General features: G+C 63.1%; 25 protein-coding genes and 2 pseudogenes. 17 read left to right on the plus strand and 10 right to left on the minus strand.

Going from position 1 to position 21232, the window contains the following annotated elements:
* Positions 1-98: 98 nt before the first annotated feature.
* The 6 genes and pseudogenes from L979_RS09170 to L979_RS09195 form a co-directional block, all read left to right on the plus strand.
* Positions 99-416, plus strand: a pseudogene (locus tag L979_RS09170) (HigA family addiction module antitoxin); the annotation flags it as partial.
* Positions 417-522: 106 nt separating this feature from the next.
* Entirely contained in the window at positions 523-891 is a 369-nt protein-coding gene (locus tag L979_RS14660) for a nuclear transport factor 2 family protein (protein WP_052209729.1), read from the plus strand.
* 149 nt (positions 892-1040) lie between these two features.
* The gene (gene fdhA, locus L979_RS09180) at positions 1041-2273 is read left to right on the plus strand and encodes a formaldehyde dehydrogenase, glutathione-independent (RefSeq protein WP_047691915.1); all 1233 of its coding nucleotides are present in this window, start codon (positions 1041-1043) and stop codon (positions 2271-2273) included.
* Between the two features lie 119 nt (positions 2274-2392).
* A complete protein-coding gene (locus L979_RS09185; RefSeq protein WP_047691916.1) occupies positions 2393-3697 on the plus strand; it encodes a trans-acting enoyl reductase family protein in 1305 nt (434 codons plus the stop codon).
* A gap of 194 nt (positions 3698-3891) precedes the next feature.
* On the plus strand, positions 3892-4473 hold the full coding sequence (locus L979_RS09190) for a dihydrofolate reductase family protein (RefSeq protein ID WP_047691917.1): 582 nt from the start codon (positions 3892-3894) through the stop codon (positions 4471-4473).
* Between the two features lie 48 nt (positions 4474-4521).
* Complete coding sequence (locus L979_RS09195) at positions 4522-4917, plus strand: phosphoribosyltransferase (RefSeq protein WP_052209730.1); 396 nt, start codon at positions 4522-4524, stop codon at positions 4915-4917.
* A gap of 93 nt (positions 4918-5010) precedes the next feature.
* Here the strand turns inward: L979_RS09195 and L979_RS09200 are convergent, their stop codons facing one another.
* Positions 5011-5574 (minus strand): TetR/AcrR family transcriptional regulator, encoded by a 564-nt coding sequence (locus tag L979_RS09200; protein ID WP_156125522.1) that lies wholly within the window; start codon positions 5572-5574, stop codon positions 5011-5013.
* 100 nt (positions 5575-5674) lie between these two features.
* On the opposite strand from L979_RS09200, the gene L979_RS09205 reads away from it, so the two are divergent.
* On the plus strand, positions 5675-6523 hold the full coding sequence (locus L979_RS09205; protein WP_047691918.1) for an NAD(P)H-binding protein: 849 nt from the start codon (positions 5675-5677) through the stop codon (positions 6521-6523).
* 12 nt (positions 6524-6535) lie between these two features.
* Here L979_RS09205 and L979_RS09210 read toward each other — a convergent pair whose 3' ends face one another.
* The 5 genes from L979_RS09210 to L979_RS09230 all read right to left on the minus strand — a co-directional run bounded on the left by L979_RS09210 (position 6536) and on the right by L979_RS09230 (position 9293).
* Entirely contained in the window at positions 6536-6793 is a 258-nt protein-coding gene (locus L979_RS09210) for a Txe/YoeB family addiction module toxin (RefSeq protein WP_047691919.1), read from the minus strand.
* A gap of 2 nt (positions 6794-6795) precedes the next feature.
* Positions 6796-7053 (minus strand): type II toxin-antitoxin system Phd/YefM family antitoxin, encoded by a 258-nt coding sequence (locus L979_RS09215; RefSeq protein WP_047691920.1) that lies wholly within the window; start codon positions 7051-7053, stop codon positions 6796-6798.
* A gap of 159 nt (positions 7054-7212) precedes the next feature.
* On the minus strand, positions 7213-7911 hold the full coding sequence (locus L979_RS09220) for a hypothetical protein (protein WP_047691921.1): 699 nt from the start codon (positions 7909-7911) through the stop codon (positions 7213-7215).
* Between the two features lie 62 nt (positions 7912-7973).
* A complete protein-coding gene (locus L979_RS09225; RefSeq protein WP_369792987.1) occupies positions 7974-8372 on the minus strand; it encodes a GntR family transcriptional regulator in 399 nt (132 codons plus the stop codon).
* A gap of 42 nt (positions 8373-8414) precedes the next feature.
* Positions 8415-9293: a CHAD domain-containing protein gene (locus tag L979_RS09230; protein WP_052209732.1), complete on the minus strand. Its 879-nt coding sequence runs from the start codon at positions 9291-9293 to the stop codon at positions 8415-8417.
* Between the two features lie 259 nt (positions 9294-9552).
* Between L979_RS09230 and L979_RS09235 the strand changes: the two genes are divergently transcribed.
* The 3 genes from L979_RS09235 to L979_RS09245 are packed head-to-tail and all read left to right on the plus strand — an operon-like array spanning position 9553 to position 10832.
* Entirely contained in the window at positions 9553-9768 is a 216-nt protein-coding gene (locus L979_RS09235) for a hypothetical protein (protein ID WP_156125525.1), read from the plus strand.
* Positions 9732-10286 (plus strand): hypothetical protein, encoded by a 555-nt coding sequence (locus L979_RS09240; protein ID WP_156125526.1) that lies wholly within the window; start codon positions 9732-9734, stop codon positions 10284-10286. Before L979_RS09235 ends, L979_RS09240 begins: the two co-directional genes overlap by 37 nt.
* Before the next feature lie 27 nt (positions 10287-10313).
* Complete coding sequence (locus tag L979_RS09245; RefSeq protein ID WP_047691925.1) at positions 10314-10832, plus strand: ferritin; 519 nt, start codon at positions 10314-10316, stop codon at positions 10830-10832.
* A gap of 80 nt (positions 10833-10912) precedes the next feature.
* On the opposite strand, the gene L979_RS09250 is transcribed toward L979_RS09245, so the two are convergent.
* On the minus strand, positions 10913-11332 hold the full coding sequence (locus L979_RS09250; protein ID WP_047691926.1) for a hypothetical protein: 420 nt from the start codon (positions 11330-11332) through the stop codon (positions 10913-10915).
* 429 nt (positions 11333-11761) lie between these two features.
* Here L979_RS09250 and L979_RS09255 point away from each other — a divergent pair, with 429 nt between their 5' ends.
* From L979_RS09255 to L979_RS09275, 6 genes are all read left to right on the plus strand, one after another.
* Positions 11762-12439 (plus strand): CAP domain-containing protein, encoded by a 678-nt coding sequence (locus tag L979_RS09255; protein WP_047691927.1) that lies wholly within the window; start codon positions 11762-11764, stop codon positions 12437-12439.
* Positions 12440-12541: 102 nt separating this feature from the next.
* Positions 12542-13045, plus strand: a complete 504-nt coding sequence (locus tag L979_RS09260) for an SRPBCC family protein (protein WP_047691928.1) — start codon at positions 12542-12544, stop codon at positions 13043-13045.
* Entirely contained in the window at positions 13042-14238 is a 1197-nt protein-coding gene (locus tag L979_RS09265; RefSeq protein ID WP_052209733.1) for a winged helix-turn-helix domain-containing protein, read from the plus strand. Before L979_RS09260 ends, L979_RS09265 begins: the two co-directional genes overlap by 4 nt.
* A gap of 102 nt (positions 14239-14340) precedes the next feature.
* Positions 14341-14865, plus strand: a complete 525-nt coding sequence (locus tag L979_RS09270; RefSeq protein WP_052209734.1) for an alanine racemase — start codon at positions 14341-14343, stop codon at positions 14863-14865.
* Complete coding sequence (locus L979_RS15895; RefSeq protein ID WP_156125527.1) at positions 14852-15217, plus strand: hypothetical protein; 366 nt, start codon at positions 14852-14854, stop codon at positions 15215-15217. The genes L979_RS09270 and L979_RS15895 overlap by 14 nt, the downstream gene beginning before the upstream one ends.
* On the plus strand, positions 15148-15759 hold the full coding sequence (locus L979_RS09275; protein WP_047691929.1) for a hypothetical protein: 612 nt from the start codon (positions 15148-15150) through the stop codon (positions 15757-15759). The genes L979_RS15895 and L979_RS09275 overlap by 70 nt, the downstream gene beginning before the upstream one ends.
* Positions 15760-15798: 39 nt before the next feature.
* Here the strand turns inward: L979_RS09275 and L979_RS09280 are convergent, their stop codons facing one another.
* A complete protein-coding gene (locus L979_RS09280) occupies positions 15799-16710 on the minus strand; it encodes an alpha/beta fold hydrolase (protein WP_197052121.1) in 912 nt (303 codons plus the stop codon).
* 159 nt (positions 16711-16869) lie between these two features.
* Between L979_RS09280 and L979_RS14665 the strand changes: the two genes are divergently transcribed.
* Positions 16870-17748 (plus strand): cytochrome b5 domain-containing protein, encoded by an 879-nt coding sequence (locus L979_RS14665; protein WP_052209736.1) that lies wholly within the window; start codon positions 16870-16872, stop codon positions 17746-17748.
* A gap of 72 nt (positions 17749-17820) precedes the next feature.
* Here L979_RS14665 and L979_RS09295 read toward each other — a convergent pair whose 3' ends face one another.
* Both L979_RS09295 and L979_RS16310 read right to left on the minus strand, forming a co-directional pair.
* The gene (locus tag L979_RS09295) at positions 17821-20490 is read right to left on the minus strand and encodes an AAA family ATPase (RefSeq protein WP_047691930.1); all 2670 of its coding nucleotides are present in this window, start codon (positions 20488-20490) and stop codon (positions 17821-17823) included.
* Positions 20487-21232 (minus strand): annotated as a pseudogene (locus L979_RS16310) (exonuclease SbcCD subunit D); the annotation flags it as partial. The pseudogene L979_RS16310 and the gene L979_RS09295, both read right to left, overlap by 4 nt.

The raw sequence follows: 21232 nt of genomic DNA on the forward strand, positions 1-21232 counted from the left end.
CGCCCCTGGCGGAGAACCGCTACCCACACTCAGCTGTGAAGGCCCAGTAAACGTCCAGTGGCGCATCTACTTCACAGGGAGAGATGGAGGTGCAGAAGATGTCGAACTGGTCGACTACCACTGACCCTGACCTCATTGAGCCAATCCACCCAGGAGAAGTTCTGATGGAGGATTTCATCAAGGGATTTGGGATAACGCAGAACAAGATTGCCGTCGTCATCGGTGTGCCGCCGCGTCGGATCAACGAGATCGCCCACGGCAAGCGCGGTATCACCGCTAATACAGCCCTCCGGCTGGCTCGCTACTTTGGAACGTCTGCCGAACTGTGGATGAACCTGCAGGTGAACTACGAGCTCAGGCTCGAGCAACGGGCAATGCAGGACAAGGTTGCAGCCATCACGCCGCTGGTCGTTGCGCAGGGCCTCAATCCGCCCGCGTCTTCAGGTCGGTGGACGCCCACCGCAGCCGTGCCCGCTCGAGCCCGCACGTGGTAGAGACTGAGGTCCTACAGAAGGGAACGCTATGACTGAGTCGCGCACTGAAATCCTCAAGAACTGGCAGCAACAGCTGGTCGCCATGGATGAAGCCGATACGGATGCTCTGCGGGAGTGCTTCACCCATGACGCCGTTCTGATTCATATGACTGGCTATCGCCAGCTACTTGAGGACTGGTTGGAAGGCATGCGTCGCCAGGAATTCGTCTATCACCAGGTGATTGAGAAGCACGTGGCCGTGGAGATTGCTGGCGAGCATGCCGTGCTGACGGGCGACATCATCACGGGCTACCGGTCTGACGGAAGCGGACAGGCGTGGCCCCTGCACTGTGTGCAGCAATTCATACACAAGGACGGGGCGTGGTTGTGCACGGAAAGTCGCGTCAGCTTGGGTTGATCGACTCGGTTGGACCCCTCACCATCGGCGCAGGAGTCACTACCGATCACCCACCCTTGACGACTGTGGTCTGCATCACTCAGCATGATGACCACTGGGGCTGCTCTTGCCACCCAAGGCATTCCTGCCCCGCGGACAGGGAGGTCCTCATGTCAACCAACCGTGCAGTCGCGTACAAGGGTCCCGGCAAGGTGGAGGTGGTTGACATTGACTACCCCACTTTTGAACTCAAGGACGGGCCCGGTGTCCACCCGGACAACGTGGGGCGGCCCCTGCCGCACGCGGCCATCTTGAAGGTGGTGACCACCAACATCTGCGGGTCGGACCAACACATGGTCCGCGGTCGAACCACCGCACCGGAGGGTCTGGTGCTGGGGCACGAGATCACCGGCGAAGTGGTGGAGACCGGCCCCGGCGTCGAATTCATTCAAGTGGGGGACTTGTGCTCTGTCCCGTTCAACATCTCCTGCGGTCGGTGTGTGAACTGTAAGAAGGGGCGCACGGAGATCTGCCTCAACGTCAACCCTGATCGCCCAGGCAGCGCCTACGGGTACGTGGACATGGGCGGCTGGGTGGGCGGCCAGGCTGAGTACGTGCTGGTGCCCTACGCCGACTGGAATCTGCTGCGCTTCCCTGACAAGGACCAGGCCATGGACAAGATCATGGACCTGACCATGCTCTCGGACATCTTCCCCACCGGGTACCACGGTGCCGTGACGGCGGGGGTGGGACCCGGATCTTCGGTCTACATTGCCGGCGCGGGCCCGGTGGGTCTTGCGGCTGCCGTTGGAGCGCAGTTGCTGGGCGCCGCCGTCGTGATTGTTGCGGATCTGAATGCGGGGCGGCTCAAGGCTGCGGAAGCCTTCGGGTGCGAAACCGTTGACGTTTCCGCTCAGGATCCGCGCGAGGGCATCGCGAAAATCCTGGGGGTCGAGGAAGTCGACTGTGGTGTGGACGCCGTCGGGTTCGAGGCACGCGGACACGGCCACGATGCCAAGGAGGCCCCCGCCACGGTGCTGAATTCGCTGATGAACGTGACCAAGGCCGGAGGGTCCTTGGGTATTCCGGGCCTGTACGTCACGGGGGACCCCGGGGGAATTGACGACGCCGCCAAGGAAGGTTCGCTGTCCCTTCGCCTGGGTCTGGGGTGGGCAAAGTCGTTGTCGTTCACCACTGGTCAGTGCCCCGTGATGCGCTATCACCGTCCGCTGATGGAGGCGATCCTGCACGACAAAGTCCACATTGCCGATGCCGTCAACGCCGCTGCCATCAGCCTGGATGATGCGCCGGAAGGGTACGCCAACTTTGATTCCGGCGTGGCCAAGAAGTTCGTGCTGGACCCACATGGCCTCACTGCCAAGGTGCAGTCCGTGAGCGCATGAGGATGGGCGGGGTGGGTGCTTTTACAGACCAGTTGGGGAGACCCATGAGCATGCTCGCCTGCTCCCCTTCTGCGCCCGGAACCAAGGGCACGTCAGGCACTAGCGGCTACAGTCGAGGAATGAGTGAACGTGAGTTCGACCTGATCGTTTTCGGTGCCACGGGCTTTGTGGGCAGACTGACTGCAGCCCACCTGGCCCGGCATGCACCCGCCCACGTGCGCGTCGCCATCGCGGGGCGCAGCAAGGAGCGCCTAAAAGCTGTCCGAGCGGACCTGCCGCACTCCGCGGCAAATTGGCCCACCGTCGTCGTTGACGCCGGTGACCAGGACGGCCTTCTGGCCATGACGCGCCGCACGCGAGTGGTGATCTCCACTGTGGGGCCGTACGTCAAGTACGGGCTGCCGCTGGTGAGCGCGTGCGCTGAGACTGGAACGCACTACTGCGATTCGACCGGTGAGGTCCTGTTCGTTCGCGATGCGATCGACCGCCACCATGAGGCGGCCGTGGTCTCCGGAGCTCGCCTGGTCACCTCCTGCGGATTCGACTCCTTGCCTTCAGACCTAGGGGTGCTGGTGACAGCCTTGCGCGTGGCCGAGGACGGTGAAGGCACGCTGGGGGACACCACTTTGCACGTGCGATCCATGCGTGGGGGAGTCAGCGGCGGCACCATCGACTCCATGCGCGAGCAGATCCGGCAGATGTCCCAGGACCCGCAGATCCGAAGGATGGTGGGCGACCCCTACGCCTTGTCGCCGGACAGGAAGAATGAGCCAACCGGGTCCGCCATTCCTCAGCGTGGGCGGCCCCGGGGTCGGCTGGGCGCCCTGGTGGAACAGGTCCCGGTCCAGCGGAACGGTCGAACGGGGCGGTGGACTGCCCCGTTCGTGATGGCCAGCTACAACACAAGGGTTGTCCGACGCAGCAACGCTCTCACCGGATGGTCTTATGGCCGCAGCCTCCGCTACCAGGAATTGTTCGACACGGGTCAAGGCGTGATCGGAGCCGCTCGCGCGGCCACCACAGCCGTTGCGCTGGGAGGCTTGGCGGCTGGAATGTGGTGGAAACCCACGCGCGCCTTGATGGGCCGGGTGCTGCCCAAGCCCGGCTCCGGTCCGTCCCAAGAGAATCTGGACAATGGGCGATTCGCGCTGCAGATTGACGCAACAACGACCACCGGTGCCCGCTACCGCACTCGAGTGGCGGCCGACTACGACCCGGGTTACAACGGGACGGCGATCATGCTCGGCGAATCCGCACTGGCTCTGGCCCAGGACGAAGTGGACCTGCCGCAGCGAGCCGGGGTTCTGACGCCTGCCACAGCTCTGGGTACCAATGTGGTGGAACGGCTGCGCGGATACGGCTTCACGTTTGATGTCGAGCGCGTCAGCAACGGGGGAAGGGCGGGACTGCCGAGCCCGGAGTAACTGCGGTGCCACTCACGGACCCACGGGTGATGTGGTGCAGGCGCCATGCACATCCACCCGCCGATTCTGAGAGGTGGCCAGCCCAGTCGGGGGAGTCGAGGCCTCGGCCTTGTCTGGGTCGCCGAACGTGGCGGCGACTAGCCTGGACACGGCGCCAGAAATACGTTGCACCAGACGTAGGAAAGAGATGATCTGTGGGTACTTTGACCTATGCAACCACCGTTTCCCTGGACGGTTACGTGGCCGATGCCTCGGGAGACTTCCAGTGGAGTGCTCCCAGCGAGGCGGTGTTTGCCGCGCACCTGGAGCGAATGCGTCACGTGTCCACGGAGATTCTGGGCCGCAAGACCTACGAGCTCATGCGCTACTGGCACTCGGAGCCCTCTGACGAACAGTGGTCATCGGCCGAGCAGGAGTTCGCCAAGCTGTGGCGGAACATCAACACCTTTGCTGCCTCGTCAACCCTGACATCGGGGCAACTGGCATCCACCCATGACGCCCTTGTTCCGGCGCTCACCGTGGACCGAATCGTGGAGATTGCCAGGGAGGCGTCCGGCGTCGTCGAAATTTTCGGCCCCACCACCGCGGCACCCGCCATTCGTGCGGGCGTTGTGGAGGTTTTTGAATTCTTCATCGTGCCCAAAGTCCTGGGCGGTGGCCTACCTGCACTCCCACGGGATGCCCGCCTGGAGCTGAAATTGACGGATCACCGGATTTTCGACGACGGCACCGTGCACGTGCGTTACAGCCCAACGCATGGTGTGGTCGGCAGATAACGTTGTCCGCGCAAAGGTGCTCCGCTGTGAACGATTGGGAGATGGGCAATGAGTCAGAACATCGGTGAGCTGGTGCGGCAGCTGAACTTTGACGTGGCCATGGATTGGATCTCGTGTCCTCACACGCTTGGGGAGCGCACCAACGCCTCGCCGATTGTGTACTACCAGAATGTGCCGATCCAGGGGCGCGACGTCATTGTGGTGGATGATGCCATCGAGTCCGGTGGGACCATGAAGCGCCTGGTGGAACACCTGAAACAGTTCAATCCGGCGTCAATCTCGGTGGCAACGTTGTTCGTCAAACCTGGGCGGGTGGAGATCCCGGTCCGTCAGTATTTTGCGCATCAGATGGACAGCGATGACATGCTGGTGGGTTTCGGTCTGCTGTGGCAGGACAAGCTGCGCAACCTGCCCTACGTGGCCCAGTTGGCACCAGGCGCCTGACTGGCGCGGGGGGCGTCAGCGATCACGCCCCGATGCCGGAGCTGGGGACCTGACCACCCGCACAGTGGGCGGAAGCGGGCCAGCGTGACCGCATCACATCCGGACACCGTCCAGGAACAGCGCCAAATGCCGCCGGTAGGCATTTGGGTCCTCCGGGGTCGCGTCCATGATGCCCACCAGGCCCACCTGCAACAGGGCGATGTCCCGCGAAGTGCAGTCAGGGCGCAACGTGCCCTGAGCATGTGCTGACTTCACCAACTGATCAATCAGTGGGTTCACCACTGCCTTGCACTCGCGCACGGAGTCGAACACGGATCCTGCCGGGCACATGAGTGCTCGCAGGCCCCTGTTGGAGGACTGTAGGCGCATGCTCTCCTTCAAGTAATCAACCAGTGCCTCCCAGGAATCTCCTGCCTCAACACTTTTGCGAGCGCGCTCGATCTCGGCTTCCAACTGTTGGGCGAACAGTGCGGCCACCAGGTCGTCCTTGGTGGGGAAGTGGCGGTAAACGGTACCCACTCCGACGCCGGCCTGCCGGGCCACGTCTTTCAGTGTCACCTCGAGTCCGGCATCGCGAAACAAGTCACCGGCAGTTGCCAGCAGGAGTGAACGATTTCGGGCGGCGTCTTTCCGGGTGGGGGTGGGCGTCGTCGTCATGATCACAGATTACCTGATGTGGACCGACCGTTCCGTTTCTGCTAGTCTCACCTGAAACGGACCAAAGGGTCCGGATCAACTTTGAAATGAGGGGCTCCCCTTGACCATCGGACTTACCGGTGCTTCCGGAAATCTTGGCCGATTGACAGTTGAAGAACCCCTGACAGGCGGGGTTTCTGCTGACCAGATCGTGGCTGTCGTGCGTGACCCCGCCAAAGTGACCGACCTTGCGGATCGTGGGGTCCAGGTCCGCCAGGCCGATTACGCAAGCCCTGCTGGTTGGCGTGAGGCCCTGGATGGTGTGGATCGCCTGCTGTTGGTCTCCGGGTCAGGGCCCGGTGCCAGCCAATCCCACAAGACAGTGATCGATGCCGCCGTAGAGGCTGGCGTGGGCCACATCTCCTACACCTCAATCCTCAATGCGGACACCACCAACAATCCGCTGGCTCCGGAGCACCACGCCACCGAACAGCTCATTCAAGCCTCGGGTATTCCGTTCGCCATCCTGCGCAATGCCTGGTACCACGAGCTGTTCACGCGCCTGATTCCCCAGCACCTGGCCACGGGGGAGATTGTTGACGCTGTTGGGGAAGCGCAGATTTCCGGTGCTGCCCGTGCTGATTTGGCTGCTGCGGCCGCCGTGGTCCTGGCGTCAGGTGGCTCGGAAAACCGCATTTATGAACTCGGCGGCACGGCGTTCACCATGAATGAGTTCGCCCGTGAACTCTCTGCGACATCCGGACAAAGCATCACTCACCGCGCGCTGAACGACGACGACTTTGCCGCCCATCTGGAAGCAACCGGAGTTGATGGCGGCATGGCTGCCTTCATGACCCAGAACGACGCCTCCTTGCGGGCCGGTGAGATGTACACGGACTCCACCGACTTGGCTGATCTGGTGGGTCGTCTCTTGCGGCCGCTGGCCGTATCCGTGCGCCAAGGATTGTGAGGCAGAGGTCAACTACCCGTAGCGGTACCGGCACGCCGCGATGAGAATGTCCTGGTCGGCCGCCTTGTACACCAGGCGGTGTTCATCGGTGATCCGCCGTGACCGGAACTCGGCAAAGTCATGCTTGAGGGCCTCTGGTTTGCCGATTCCTTCATTGCCGTTGCGCTGAATGTCCTTGATAAGCTGATTGATCCGTTTCAGGACTCTGCGGTCCTGGGCCTCCCACCACAGGTAATCGTCCCAGGCATTACGGTCCCAGATGAGAGCCATGTTCAGTCGTGGTCCACAAGGGCGTGCTCATGGCCTTGCCCGTGCTCCAGACGCTCCATGGCATCCAGAAGTCTGCGGGCATTGGCCGGGGACCGCATCAAATGCGCGGTTTCCACCAGTGAGTCGTAATCGGCCTGGGACACGATCACCACGGGTTCGTGGCCGGAGCGCGTGATGACGACGGCTTGGCGGTCTTCCGTGACCTGGTCCAAAACGCGTGCGTAATTGGCGCGCGATTCCGTGTAACTCATGGTCTTCATTGAGGCCTCCTGTACAGGAAATGGTACAGGAGGCCGTCGACGTGCTGGGGTGCATCAAGTGTGACGCCCACTCATCGGCATCGCCCAGGTCGGGTGTGGTGCAGCGCAACCGGGATGAATGCGACCTGGCACAGGGGAGTGACTCGCTCTGAGCCATTGTCAACGGCAGGTTGACCCGCCGTCGCTGGCCGAAGTTGCAGTCAACGTCTCACCGTTGGAAAGCGTGACCACAATGGTGTTGAAGTTCGGGATGGTTGCACTGGGTGTGGGGCAAGAGCTCGGTGCCACCACTCCGCTGTAGGTAACGTCGAACCGACCCGATGGGCCCGTGGTGAAGTCCCGGCATCCTTGAGCGTCAGTTGTGTACGTTCCGCTGGTGTTGTTGGTCCCGGTGGTCCACGAGCAATTCAGGTCCCAGGACTGCCGGGTGACGCCGTCCGGATAAGTCTGGTTGACCAGATTGGCAGTGTTGCTGACGGTGTTCCGCCAGGCCGTGCCTGTCCCGGAGGTGTAGGGCATGGCGCCAAAGTTCTGTCTGGAGCGGCTGGAGGACGAGTTGCCCACCCAGAAGGCGCCAGGTCCAGTCGAAGTCTGACCGATTCGGTTGGCGATCCACCACCGATAGGTGACGCTGGTGACAGTGACACCTGCGGGCAGGTTGTCCACGTAGGTCTGCGCACCAACCGTCATGTTCTGCGTTGTGGACGAGGAGCCCAGCGTTCCCCAGGTGTACGTCAAGCCGCCGCTGGAGCGCAGTGTGGGAATGCATGAGGAAGCTGCATGGGCGGGTGCCGCCGCTGCCACGGCGATGGTGGGAACTGACCAGGCAAGTCCGCGGGCAACGGTTCGGCGTGACACTCCGGAAGTTTGATGACATTCGTTAGACACGATTGCGAGACTATCGACCGCGGTGGGCCGGTTCAACTCACTGTTGTGAGGGCTTTGTCAACCAATTCACGCACCCGTTGATCGGATATCTTGAGTCCGCGCATGGCCAGCACGAATTCTTCTGCCGCATGAGCTGCTGCCTTGTCAGCGGATTCCTCCGTGCCGGTCACAAACGACCCGTTGCGTCCCCTGGTTTCTATGGCCCCGGCAGCCTCGAGCTCCTTGTAAGCCCGTGCCACGGTGTTGGGTGCCACGCCAAGATCCTGGGCAAGACCTCTGACTGGCGGAAGGTGATGACCCGCAGGCAGCTCGCCGGTCTCTCTACTGGAGATGATCTGCTGTTTGATTTGCTCGAATGGCGGGACAGGTGATGATCCATCAATGCTGAACATGACTCTCATTTTCTCCAGTGCTGACCATTGAGCATTCATTATGGGTCTCGGACGCTTGGTATCAGCCTCATGAAGTGAGGGTCACTGGCTGGACACCGTCAACGCGTGCTGTATTGCTTCCCCGCCGCGGTTGTGCGCGCCTTCCTGCTGATTCAGTTCCAGTCCATACAGGACCCCGTAGGTGAACGTGGGTTCTCCGGCGCAATCAGCGGCAGTGCGCAACTCGTGGAGGCGTTCGCGCGTCACCACGGAATCCTGTCCCGTTCCCAGGGCCTCAGTGACCTGTTCCCATGCCTGGGCAGCGTCCTTGTAGGACGGATCGAACTCCGCCACCGCCTCAAATGCGTAGCGCGCGGCTTTGGCTTTCTTGCGGGCCTCATGGGCCAACTCGGTGTGTTCCTTCCCGGAGGCCGCCTGGGCTGCTTCCCACCGTCGTGCAACCCTCTGCGTGGCCTCGGTCAGCAGGGGGTTCAGAACCTCCGTCATTGAATGGTGGGTCTGTGACCGCAGCGGTGGAGTCTGGGTCAGATTCTCCAGGGCTTTCGTGAGATCTCGATACCGGGCCGTGCCCATGACCTGCACCAGTTCGGCGTGGGTCAGGGCGTGGCGCGCGTCCAATTCTGCAGAGAGTCGCGCGCCCACCGGGCCCACGACGGCGTCTGGCGGCAATGCGCTCAAGGCTTCTGTCAGCCGCTGCTTGAGCACCTCGGCGTCACGTGGTCCACCGAGCATCTCCGCGTACCACTTCAGCTCGGCTCGCAGCGGTTCGGTGGATTCGGCATGGAAGAGTGGGCGGAAAGTACGCAGCGTGCTGCGCAGGCGGCGGGTGGCCACGCGGGTTTTGTGCACGGCATCAGGGGCATTGTCCTTGACGGCGTTCTCCCGTGACCTGATGGCCTCAACTTGGGCACCCAGGTATTGGCGGACGACGTCGTAGGCCGTCGCGTGAGTTGCGGTCACTGTGTTCCTCCCGGTGGCTGCCTACCGTCATTGAACTCCCGTTCCACCCGCCCCAGCGGGGTATTAGTCAGGGAATCCGGTACCACCATCTTCCCAGGGTCGACTCGGCAAGAAGGAGCTGTGACGGTCAAGTTGCAGGCGATGCGCCCCCGGAAGCCACGAAGGAGGTGTGCAAACACACCTTGCTGAGGAATTGATTCGATTCGTGAAATGTGTCTGACTGTTCCATGACTTTGATTGCAAATGAATGGACCTGCTCGTGGAAGCGCTGAATCGCAGAACCGTCCTCAACGGTGCCGTCTGGGCCGTGCCCACCATTGCCGTGGCCACCGCAGCACCGGCCTACGCCGCTTCTCAAGTCATGGACCTGGCTCTGTGGCAGACCCTCACCACCACCTCGGGGCTGCAGCAGGCAGCGATGTGTTCCGTTTGGGGTGGGTGGGTACGGAAGCTCGCCCCACCTCCGGTCTGGTGATCACCTTGCGCGCATACGAGGTCTACAAGGCGTTGTCCGCAGTGAGTGTTGGACCAACCCTGCAGGTCAATGACCCCTTGTTGACGCTGGGCGAGCCCATTCGCTCCACAGACACTGCTTATCGGGGCGGGGTTGCCCAGACCGGCACTCGCGTCATGCAGGCGTGGACACAAACCATCACCCTTCCTGCGGGTTTCACGTCCCCGGGCTCTGCGGATTTCCAGACCAACTGGCCGGATCGCGGCGGCGTGAGAGGGTCCTGGCAGTACACCTTGGAAATTGCCCAGCGCACACCTTCTTCAGCGGGCGAAACTGAGGACGACAACCCGCATAACGCCCTCCTGATGGCTAATCGACCGTCGACCTGGGGTCGGACGGAGCCGTTGGTCAACCGGTGGACGCTGTGGGACAACAGCGACTTGGACAACAACGTGGTGCACCGTCAGTACGGTTCTCTCCCCGCTTTGAACTACCCCAGCAGCTACCGACCCAACACCCAGGCACCATCCCTGGGGTGATGGAGCACCGTTGGATAGGGTGAAGGCATGAAGCTGACACCTGAGCTAGAGACCCAGTTCAACGATCAGATCACCATGGAGTTCGAGGCCTCCTTGGTGTACCGCCAGTTGGCCGTTGAGGCTGACGTGCAGGACCTTGTGGGCATGGCGGCGTGGCTGCGCCATCAGGCGGATGAGGAAATCGTGCACGCCAACAAGTTCATTGATCACGTCACGGACCGTGATGGCCACCCCCACATCGGTGCCATCGCTGCCCCGGAGGTTCCGGAATCTCCCACGGCGGTGCAGATCTTCCAGGCAGCCCTCTCTCATGAACAAAAGGTCTCCGAGTCCATTCGCAACCTGTACCGGGCTTGCGAGTCGGCCGGTGACCTGGATGCCCGTCCGCTGCTCAACTGGTTCCTGGATGAACAGATCGAGGAAGAGGCCACGGTCAGTGAGATCGTCGGTCGACTGGAGCGTGTTGGCGACGACGGTGCCGGTCTGTTGCGTCTTGACGACGAACTCGGCGCGCGCCCGGTTGAAACCACGGAGAACGACGCCTGAGTCACTTCCCCTCCATGCAAGGGCCGGTGCACCGTGAGGTGCACCGGCCCTTGGTCTGACTTGGGAAGGGTTGCGAAACTTCAGGCGGAGACCTCCACCACATCCTGCGGGGTGCTGGTGTAGAAGCCCAGGAGCTGGCAGTTCACGTCACTCAGGGCGGATTGAGCCGTGGAGTGCCACGCGTCCACCACGGTTTCTGGCAGCGGGTGGGGTGAGGACAGTGCCAGCAGAACGTTGGGTGCCGGTTGAGGGAACTGCGCAGCCACCTGGGCCAGCGAGGTCATGATCTCCTCCCGCTCGCCGGCACTGCAGGTCCAGTGCAGGTGCGGAATTTTGATGGGGGAGGGGTAGCCAATGCCGTCGGCATTGCACATCTCCACCAGCAGGCAGTTCTGGTGACGATCGGCGATGGTCAGAACCAGATCGACGACGTCGGCCGCCAGGCCAGGTGTGTCCAGCGGAAGCAAGGTCCAGTTTTCAGGGAGGTCGTTGAAGCTCATGTCTCCATGCTGCGTCCCACGGTGCAACCACGGCATCAGTCTTGTGGCACCTGTGGATAACTGTCTGAGCGGGAGGTCCACGTGGCGCATCGCGGCGCGCTCACCGGTCAGCTGGCGTCGGGGTGGCGTTCAGCGGGCCTCCCGGAAATCCTCAATTTTCGTGATGCGTCAACATTTCAAGGTGTTTTCCCAGGAATCAGCGCCTGCTGGCCGGTGAACGCCCGACGATCCGCGCCATGGTGGGCAACGGGGCCTCAAAGTCTGCGTTCAGATAACGTTCAGATAACGAAAAAATCACGGTTCGGTAACGCAGCGGCGCTGATCTGGGTTGATTCAGGGCTTCGAGCATCCGTACGTTCTTCCGCGTCTTGGCAACGTGCCGAGTCTGGGCACTGCCGGTGTCCACCGTGAATCGCGAAGGAACTCGCCATGAAGAAGACCCTGGTAACCACTGCAGCCGTCCTGGCACTGGCTGGCGCAGCTGCTGCCCCTGCCTCCGCCGCCGACTGCTTCGGCTCCGAAGGCCACGCTCCTTCCTCGAGCTTCTCCTCCTCCCTTCAGCAGGACAGCGGCTCTGCCCAGACCTCCGTTGGGGAGCAGGCTTCCAACGGTGCGCAGACTCCCACTGATGCCCAGGCTCCCTCTGGCGCTGACGCGTCCACCGTCACCACGCAGTCCACTGCGACCGAGGGTGGAGATGCGTCGTCGTCGTCGTTCTCTGACCAGGTGGCGCAGGAGATGCTGGGCATGCTCAACCAGGCCCGTGCGGAAGCGGGTCTGTCTCCGCTGAGCAGCAACGCCGACCTGACGGGGATTGCCAGCGGGTGGTCACAGCAGATGGCGGCCAACAACGCAGCAAGCCACAGCCCCACGTTCATTGATCAGACGTTGGCCACCGGCTCCACCAACATGGCGGAGAACGTTTCCTATGACGTCACCTCCGGCAAGTCCGTCCAGGAGACTGCCCAGTACTTCTACAACTTCTGGATGAACAGCCCCGGTCACCACGCCAACATCATGAACCCGGAGCTCAACTCCATTGGCTTCAGCCTGGCTGAATCGAGCAACGGATACGTCTACGCCACCCAGAACTTCGGGACCTACTGAAGCCGGGGGACAGTAGCTCACCAGGCAGGGGCACGACGTCGACGGCGTCGTGCCCCTGCCTGTTCCTCCCCGCGGTTCCGGCGCCATAGGGTGGGTGAACACATGCCACACACTCACACCCCACCCGCACCGGGACAGTCGCGCCCCTTTCACTTCCAGACTCGCTGGCAGCTGCCGGCATCAGCCGCCCGCGTCTGGGAGGTCCTGGCTGACGTGGGTGCATGGCCGCAATGGTGGCCCGGGGTCACGAATGTGACGGTGCTGGACTCAGGCAATGTGCCGCATGGTGCAGGCACCAGGGCTCAAGTTCTGGTGGCCAGCCCCGTGGGTTATCGCTTGAGGTTCACCATCCACATCTGCGACGTCGAACATCCCTGGGTGGCACACATTGACGTCACGGGGGACCTGCAAGGACACGGTCTGTGGCGGGTGATTTACGGTGATGAGTCCACCACCCACACGGTGGTGGAACTGACGTGGTGTGTTGTCACGGCACGGAAAGCGGTCAGAGCGCTACGCCCGGTGGCAGGGGTTGCCCATGCACACGTGATGTCCGGGGGCCAACGGGGCCTGATAACAAGACTCGCAGAACAGGGGCAGCTGTGACCCAGCATTTGGTGGATCAGCGCGGATTGCCGCGATTGTCACTCCCGGCAGCGCGCAGAATCGCCCTGGCGGCTCAAGGGTTTCTGGATCCACAACCCGCACCGGGGTCGGTGACTGCCCGCCATCTCAACCGGGTCATGGACCGGGTCAAAGTGGTGCAGATCGACTCCGTCAACGTGCTCTCCCGTAGCCACTACCTGCCGTTCTACTCCCGGCTGGGTCCGTATGACACCGAGCGCTTGGATCGCATGCGGGACCGTTCGCCGCGGAGCCTGGTGGAGTACTGGGCGCATGAAGCCAGCTTGATCAAAGCTGAGACCTGGCCGCTCTTGACCTTCCGCATGGACCGCGCCAAGGACCAGGCCTGGGGCAGCATGCGCCGAATCCACCAGGACCAGCCGGAACTGGTGCAGGCCGTCCTGGAGGAAACACGATTGCGGGGTCCCATCACGCCCAAGGAGCTGGATGCAGCCATGGCAGTGGACCTCCCATCGGCCCGGGAGCACTGGGGGTGGAACTGGGGAGCAGTCAAAACCGCACTGGAATACCTGTTCTGGGCCGGGGAAATCACCAGTGCAGGGCGGACGGCACAGTTTGAGCGTCGTTACGTGGTTGCACGTCAGATCCTGCCCACGGGCCAAGGCCTGGACAGCCAGGAAGCTCATTACCAGTTGATGAAAGCCTCGGTCCGGGCCCACGGCATTGGCAGCGCGGCCTGTTTCCGGGACTACTTCCGGCTGGGCGCAGCAGAATCCGCTGTGGCCTTGGAACAGTTGGTGGCTGACGGTGAAGTGGAGCCCGTGGAAGTCGATGGCTGGAAGGGCCCCCTCTACCTGGACGCCACGGCACGCCGCCCCCGCAAAGCACATGTGGAAGCGCTGCTGAGCCCCTTCGATTCCTTGATCTGGCAGCGAGAGCGGACTCAGGCCCTGTTCGGCATGCGCTACCGGTTGGAGATCTACACGCCCGCTCACAAGCGTGTGCACGGGTACTACGTGTTGCCCTTCCTCTACGGGGACCGCTTGGTGGCCCGGGTGGATCTCAAAGCGGATCGCCAGGCCAAGATTCTGTTGCTTCAGCGCTGCACCTGGGAGCCAGATGCCCCACGGGCTGCGGCCGAATCCTTGGAAAGTCACTTGCAGCGCATGGCCGCGTGGTTGGGTTTGGACACGGTTCACCATCAGTTGCCATGAAGGTGTGGGTCCAGCTGGTTACTCGGCGTTATTTTGGTGTTTGGACCCGCCGTGTGGGCCCCATCACGCGCCCTAGATGACGACGCTGCTCAGGAGATTGGTGTGCCCCCACAAACCATGATCCCGCAGGCGGAGTTCTTTGCCCGCCTGGACAGTGCACTCGATCGCGCCCTGGACCACCCGGACTCGGCAACATCGCCACAGCGCGCATCAGATGCACCCGTGGCTGTGGTGGACCTGGATGCCTTGGACTCCAATGCGGATGACCTGGTACGCCGCGCAGGGTCCGTGCCCATCCGCGTGGCCAGCAAATCGGTACGCTGCACCGCAATTCTGCGCCGGGTCCTGCAACGCCCCGGCTTCCACGGCATCCTGGCCTACTCCCTGGCCGAGGCCATTCACTTGGTACGCACCGGGGTGAGCGACGACGTCGTGGTGGCCTACCCGACGGCCCAGCGCACCGCGCTGAAGGAACTGGCCGCAGACCCTGATCTGGCCCATGCCATCACACTCATGGTGGACCACCCGGATCAGCTGGCGTGGCCCAACAGCCACACGCCGGGGGCGCAGTACCACCATTCGCCTGTGCCTGGACATGGACTGTTCCCTACGCGTGGGTCCTGCTGATCTGGGCGCCCGGCGCTCGCCGTTGCGGACACCGGAGCATGCCCGCTGCGCCGTCGAACACATTGCTCAGCTGAGCACCCAGGGACCTCCGTTTCGGCTGGTGGGGGTGATGGGCTACGAAGCCCAGATCGCAGGCATGACCGACTCCTCCCCGGCCGTCCGCCTGATGAAAAAAGTCTCGGCGCGGGAGGTCGCCAGGCGCCGGGCCGCCGTGGTGGCAGACGTCCGCGGGTACGCCGATTTCCAGCGCCGCGCAGTGACGCCCGTGTGGTGGAACAGGCCATGGACCAGCTGGAACGTGGTGGGCGGGTGTCCTTCGGTGCCACGCGCCACCGGCAATTCTTCACGCTGATTCTGCTGGTGATGGTCGCGGTACTTTTTGGAGCACTTGTGGTGGCCGTTGTGATCGGTTCCGGCGGATTCCAAACCGCCACCCGGGAACCCGCGCTGTGGCTGGCACTGGTCATGGCGACCGCTTCCTGTATCGCCTGCGTACCTGCGGTGCTCAAGACGCGGACCAGACACCGCTTGGTGATCACCCAGGGTGGTTTTTTCCTGGAAACACGTACCTCCGCCGGCAGGAGAACCATGCCCATGGTGCGGTGGATGGACGTCAATGAAATCTGGATCCGGTGGATCGGGGTTTTCAGGCCGTCGGCATCAACCATGCTGGCCTGCTACACCTTGACCCCGGAGGCCGAGCTGACGTCACGGCGCAGGTTCGGTGAACGCATGGAGGCCATGCGCAGGACGGATTCCGCCTCAGGAGATGAGGTCCATGCTCTGCCCATCAGCTGTGGCGCCCGTCAGATCGACGTGGTGGAGGTCATGCGGCGGGCACACGTGATCTACGGTCCGTCGGCCTGGCAAGACCCTCATCTTGTGCGACCCTGACCAGGCAAAGCCTGCCCTGGAGCGGTCAGTTGATGTGCACTACGACTGATGGACACCCAGGATCCGGTGGATCTGATCGATGATCACCTGCGGGTCCGTGAACATCACGTGGTGCAGGGAAGCGGGTGCTTCCACATAGGTGCCGTTGGGTGCTGATGCTGCCGTTCTCTGGTGGGCTTGATTGAGCTTTTTGCGCAGCCGGCCCAGGACCGGAATCCGGGTGGTCCTGGTTCCGGAGATCACCACCACGGGGTAGTCACCCAGTTGAGGGGAACGCCCGTGGAGGAGCTGCATCTGCTGGGTGTAGGGGCGGTCCTCCAGCACCAGAGCTCGGGCCGCACGCAAGGTGAAGTCCTCGCGTGCGTGGTCTTTGGCCACGGCAGGAGGCTGATGGCGGCCCGGGGAGAGCCGGGACCCGAATGCGCGGTAGACCCCGGTGGCGGCCAAGACCGGGAGAATCCAGTGCATGAGCGTGCGCTGCCACACCGGATCGGGCCGGATGTCCGTGGCCCAGTGTTCGTCACTTTGATCCACTAGCACCAAACCCACCAGGCGGTGATCATCGCGCGCGGCCAGGGTCCTCAGGATCGGGCCGCCCCAGCTGTGCCCCACCAGTAGGTACTGGCCCGGGCCGAGGGCGGTCAGCACGTCACTGAGGTCATCTGCCAATTGGCCCAGGGTTCGTCGTCGTGAGGAATCCTGGCTGTGGCCCAAACCCGCACGGTCATACACCACGGTCCGCGCACACCCGCGGACGGCCGGGCTGACCAAGCCCCACGTGTTGCGGGAAAAACCCATCCCGGATTCAAAAACCACGGTCACGGGATTCGCGGGGCCACGGTGGGCAGACTGCGGGTCCGGTGTTCGCAGCATGTAGTGCAGCGATCGACCATCCCGCGTGGTGGCCCAATGGCTGACACCGAATGGATGCTCCGGCTGGTGGGTGTTCATGGCACCAAAACTTACTCCCGTGGGCTGTGACGGACGGCTCTACGTTTGAATCTGCAGGTCAGGCAACCCTCACCTCATTAATGTGAATCTCTTGGGGGAATGCTCCGGGGCATGCCATTTGGTTATTGATGTGTCATCAGCTGCCCTAGCATGTGCGGCATGCACATTCAGATGCCGCTTGAATCCAACGTCTTTTCCACCGTGGGAGATCTGCCCCTGCACCCGCTGGTGGTGCACTTTGCCGTGGTCCTGCTGCCGCTGGCCGCCCTGGTTCTGCTGCTGGCCGCTTTCATTCCCGCGGTACGACGTCGTTTCCTGGGTCTGGCCGTGATCGTGGCGTTTGTGGGGGTGGTGGCCACATTCGTGTCCAAGGAATCCGGTGAGGCCCTGGCCGGTGTGGTGGGGGAGCCGGAAACGCATGCGCAGTGGGCCGACTGGCTCATGGTGGTCTCGGCCATCTTCTTTGGCATGGCTGCCCTGTGGCTGTTCCTCTCCAAGCGCGCTGATACCGGTGAACGCAATCCGCAGACCCACCGGGGGCCAGGACGAGGCGCTGCCACGGTAGTCGGGTTCATCACCGCGCTGCTGTCCGTGGCCGTGATTGTGCTCTCCGTGCTCACCGGGCATTCCGGCGCCCAGGCCGCCTGGGGCGGCACCATGGGGGCCTCAGCCACCAGCGCGACCTCCTCCCAGAACTCCGACGACGACGAAGGCGAGGAGTCCGGCCAGGAATCAGATGAGGGAGCCGAAGGTGCAGCCGCCGGAGACGCCGCATCCGCCACCTCCACCACGGCATCAGGTGAGACCTACTCCCTGGCCACGGTCCAGGAGCACTCCACCGAGTCAGACTGCTGGGCTGCGGTGGACAACAACGTTTATGACCTGACCGACTGGGTGGCTCAACACCCCGGTGGCCAGCGGGCCATCACCCAGCTGTGCGGTACGGATGCCACTGATGCGTTTGCCGGCCAGCACGGCAACAACGACGAAGCCAAGGCTGCTCTTTCCGAGCACCAGATCGGCACCTTGCAGAACTGAGTTGATCACCAGCCCATTGTGTCTGCCCTGTGCGCAGGGCAGGACTGTGCCAGCCCTGAGCTCGGGCAGGACTCACGGCGATTCCTGAATCCTGACGGTTTTGGCCGCGCTCAGAGCACCAAATCGATCAGGGGTGGCCGTCAGCACGATCACCTGGGCGGATGAGCCCACGGTTTCAAGTGCTCCAGCCAAACTGATCAGACGGCGGGGGTCGGTGTGCCCCAGCGTGTCATCCAACACCACGGGTACGCCGTCCTCTGGGTCCACCAGGGATGCGATGGCCAGCCGAACCAAGACCTCCAACTGCTCCTGGGCGCCCGTTGACAACGCGTCCACTTCCAGCCAGGTGCCGTGGAGATGGCGGCGGGTGACTGTCAGGTCATCGGAGAGCTCCACCTGAAAGGTGGAGCCGAACACTCTCTGGCCCAGCAACTCGAGTTGCCGGCGAAACGGTGCGTTGTATCGCCGGTGTGCCTCGGCCTGGTGACGTTCCAGGGTGTCCGCCAGGAGCTTGGCCGCTGCGGCGCGGCGCAAGTGAGTGGTCAGTTCCTCGGCACTGGTCAGGACCCGGGTCCGGGTGGAGTCGTACTCACGTTGAACGGCGTCACGATTGAGACCCTCCAACGTTCCTTCGGCTCGGGACTGCTGAGCGCGGGCCTCATCCAGGCGTTTCTGGGCGTTGTCCACCCGGGTCCGACTGCCGCGCGCCAACTGGAGCACGTTGTCGGCATCGCTGGAGGTCCAGGCAGCGTTCAGACGCTCAAGGTTGGCGGTGGCCTCAGTCAGATGCTGGTCAGCTTCCGATCGTGCCTGCACCAGATCGTCATCCGAAATCATGGAGCGTGCTTCCGAAAGGCGATCAAGAGCCGAGGTGTGAACTTGTTCAGAGTTGGCCAGCTCCGTGCGCACCTGCGTCAACGCCAGCTGATCCTTGTGCTCCTGGGCCTCTGACTGCTGCAACGCCTGTTCACACCGTGCGGTGGCATCCTGGGCTGATTCCAGTTGCGCGCTCGCGGCTTCCACCGCCGCGCGCAGCTGATCAGCAGGGGGCCGGTGTTCAGACTCCGCTGCAGCACCGGCGGCGCTGCTGGCCGATACACCTGTGGCACCGGCGGCCTCCAGCGCCGCGGCCAAGGCGCTGGTCTCCTCCCTGACCGCGTGCTCGGTGCGTCCACGCAGAATCAAGGCCTTGCGTTCGTCCAAGGACTCACGGTGTGTTGCGTGCTGTTGTGCCAGCCGCAGGGCTTCCCGCGCGTGTTGGACAGAGTCCACGTCCGTGGTGGCCAGCAAGGAATCGAGGGTGTCCTGCGCGGTACGAACCTGGGCCTGGCGCTGCTGGAGCCCGTCCTCCGGTTCCACCATGATCCGCAGTTGGTGGGCGAGCTCAAGGGTCACTGGTTCCGTGACAGGCTGCTGCCGTGATTGGTCTGGATCCAGTGCAGTGGTTGTACCGTCCCACTCCACCTGCACGCCCGGCGCCAGGGCACTGACGGTCAGTTGCGCGGAGCCGGCATCCAGTTGGGACTGCGCGAGTTCCACGGCGCGCTGGGCGGTCTCCAAGGATTCGACCTGTTCAGCAGTGATGGCCGTGACCTGTTGGGTAGCCAGCGCTGCACCCTCCGACTGAAGTTCATCCAGTTGCGCCACAACTGCTGTGAGGTCGGCCAGACGTGACATGTCTGCGGCGCGGCGTTCTGCAGCCTGTGCGTCCCGGTCAGTGGTCCGCGCGAGCCGTAGTTCACCACGGGCCTGCGTCAAGGCGGAACGTGCATGGTGGGCTGCATCTTGACTGGCCTGGGTTGTCAACTGCCGTTGGGCCACTGATGCCTCCAGCTGGTCGCGCTGGAGTTGGCTGGCCTGCACCTCTTGGACCAAGCGTGTGCGTTCTTGGTGATCCTGGGCGGCGCCCTGGGCATGAGATGTGGCGTGCTGGTGTGCCTGTTGTGCTTGCTGCCGTTCTGCCTGCAACGTGTGCACCGCTGTTGCTGCCGCTTCAGCGTCCGCCAAATCTTGGCGGGCTCGGGCCAAGGTGTCCCGTGCGGTGGTGGCCTCTGCGACGGCACGGTCATAAGAATCCACGGCACGCGCAATGGTGTCCAAGGCCGCTTGCGCAGACTGATGACCGGTCAGGGCGTCCTGGTGGTCACGGCGCAAGGCGGTGGTTTCCGCCTTTTCCTTGCCGGTGTCGGTGAAGTACTTGGAGCGTTCCAGCCGGGCGGCTTCCAGTACGGTCAGCGCTGCCGAATCATCATTCACCGCAGTTCCCCCGGCCTCCAATGCCCGGCGTAACCCAGCGGAAGCCTTGAAGTCCTGGGAATGCTGCCCCGTCTGCAGAAGCCGCAGGGCACGCCAGAGGGCGGGGTCGCTGCGATTCATCAGCTCCGTGACGGCGTCGTGAGCCTCACGCCCAGTGAGGCTGTGGCCTGAGCGGGGACCCGCCAGGAACTGCAGTTCGGCTCCGGCCTCCTTCCACCACCTTTTGCGGTAAAGCAGGCGCTGGCCGTCCAGGGTCAGCTCTGCCTCCACGGACACACCCACGTCACGCCCTTCCGGGCGGGCAGCACGCGTGGCCTTGGTCTTGGCGGTGTGCCTCTCCTCCAGAAGCAGATCCAGAGCTTGGATCACGGAGGACTTTCCGGATTCATTCTGGCCCTCAAGGACAGTCACTCCCTGGGAGGGAAAGTCAATCTCCTGCTGAGTCACACCCTTGAAGTTGGTCACCTGGATGCGGTGCAGTTTCACGACTTCACCCCTCCTGCGAATCTGATCAACAACCGCAACGCGTCCTGGGCGCTTTGGTGCCCTTCAGGTGGAGTGGGCTCCGGCGGCAGATCATCCTCAGCTGGAACCTCATCCGCCCACAGGTCGGGGTCTGAGTCACGGGTTGTGTTGGTGTGGGCCTCGTGCCCAGACACCTCTGCACGGGTTTTCAGTTCTTCCAACGCGGCCTGGATGTAACCACCCCACTGGATCTGCGCGAGTTCGTCGTCGTCAGGGACCACCGCAAGGTGTGTGTGGCGGAGCCACGGCTGGAGGGAGGCGAACAGGGGAGTGCGGTCATCCAAGAGTTGGTCCAACCGAGCGTGTTCGGAGACGGTCAGGGAACCCGTGAACGCGGTGCGCACAATGGTGTTCTCCTTGGGGTCCATGGCATCCAGGTCACGGGCCAGGGAATCCAAGTCTTGGACGCCGTTGAGTTCACGGCGCACCACCACGTGCTGCCACTGACCCACCTCATGTGCTGTGACGGACGGTGTGGTACCCGGGTCCAGATCCACTTCCAGCACCTGGCCGCGGCCGGTCTCCCGGAAACTGGTGGATTCGTGGGTACCCGAGTACTGGATGGCGCCGGGGGAGTCCTGCGGCCACCGGATGTGGCGGTCGCCCAGAGCCACGTAGTGGATGGTGCCCTCCGCAAGGGCGGCATCCAGGGGCTGACGCCGGATGCGAACGGGGGACGTTTTGTCCGGCTCAAGTTCCTCCA

The sequence above is a fragment of the Kocuria sp. ZOR0020 genome (assembly GCF_000800955.1).
Lineage (GTDB): Bacteria > Actinomycetota > Actinomycetes > Actinomycetales > Micrococcaceae > Kocuria > Kocuria subflava.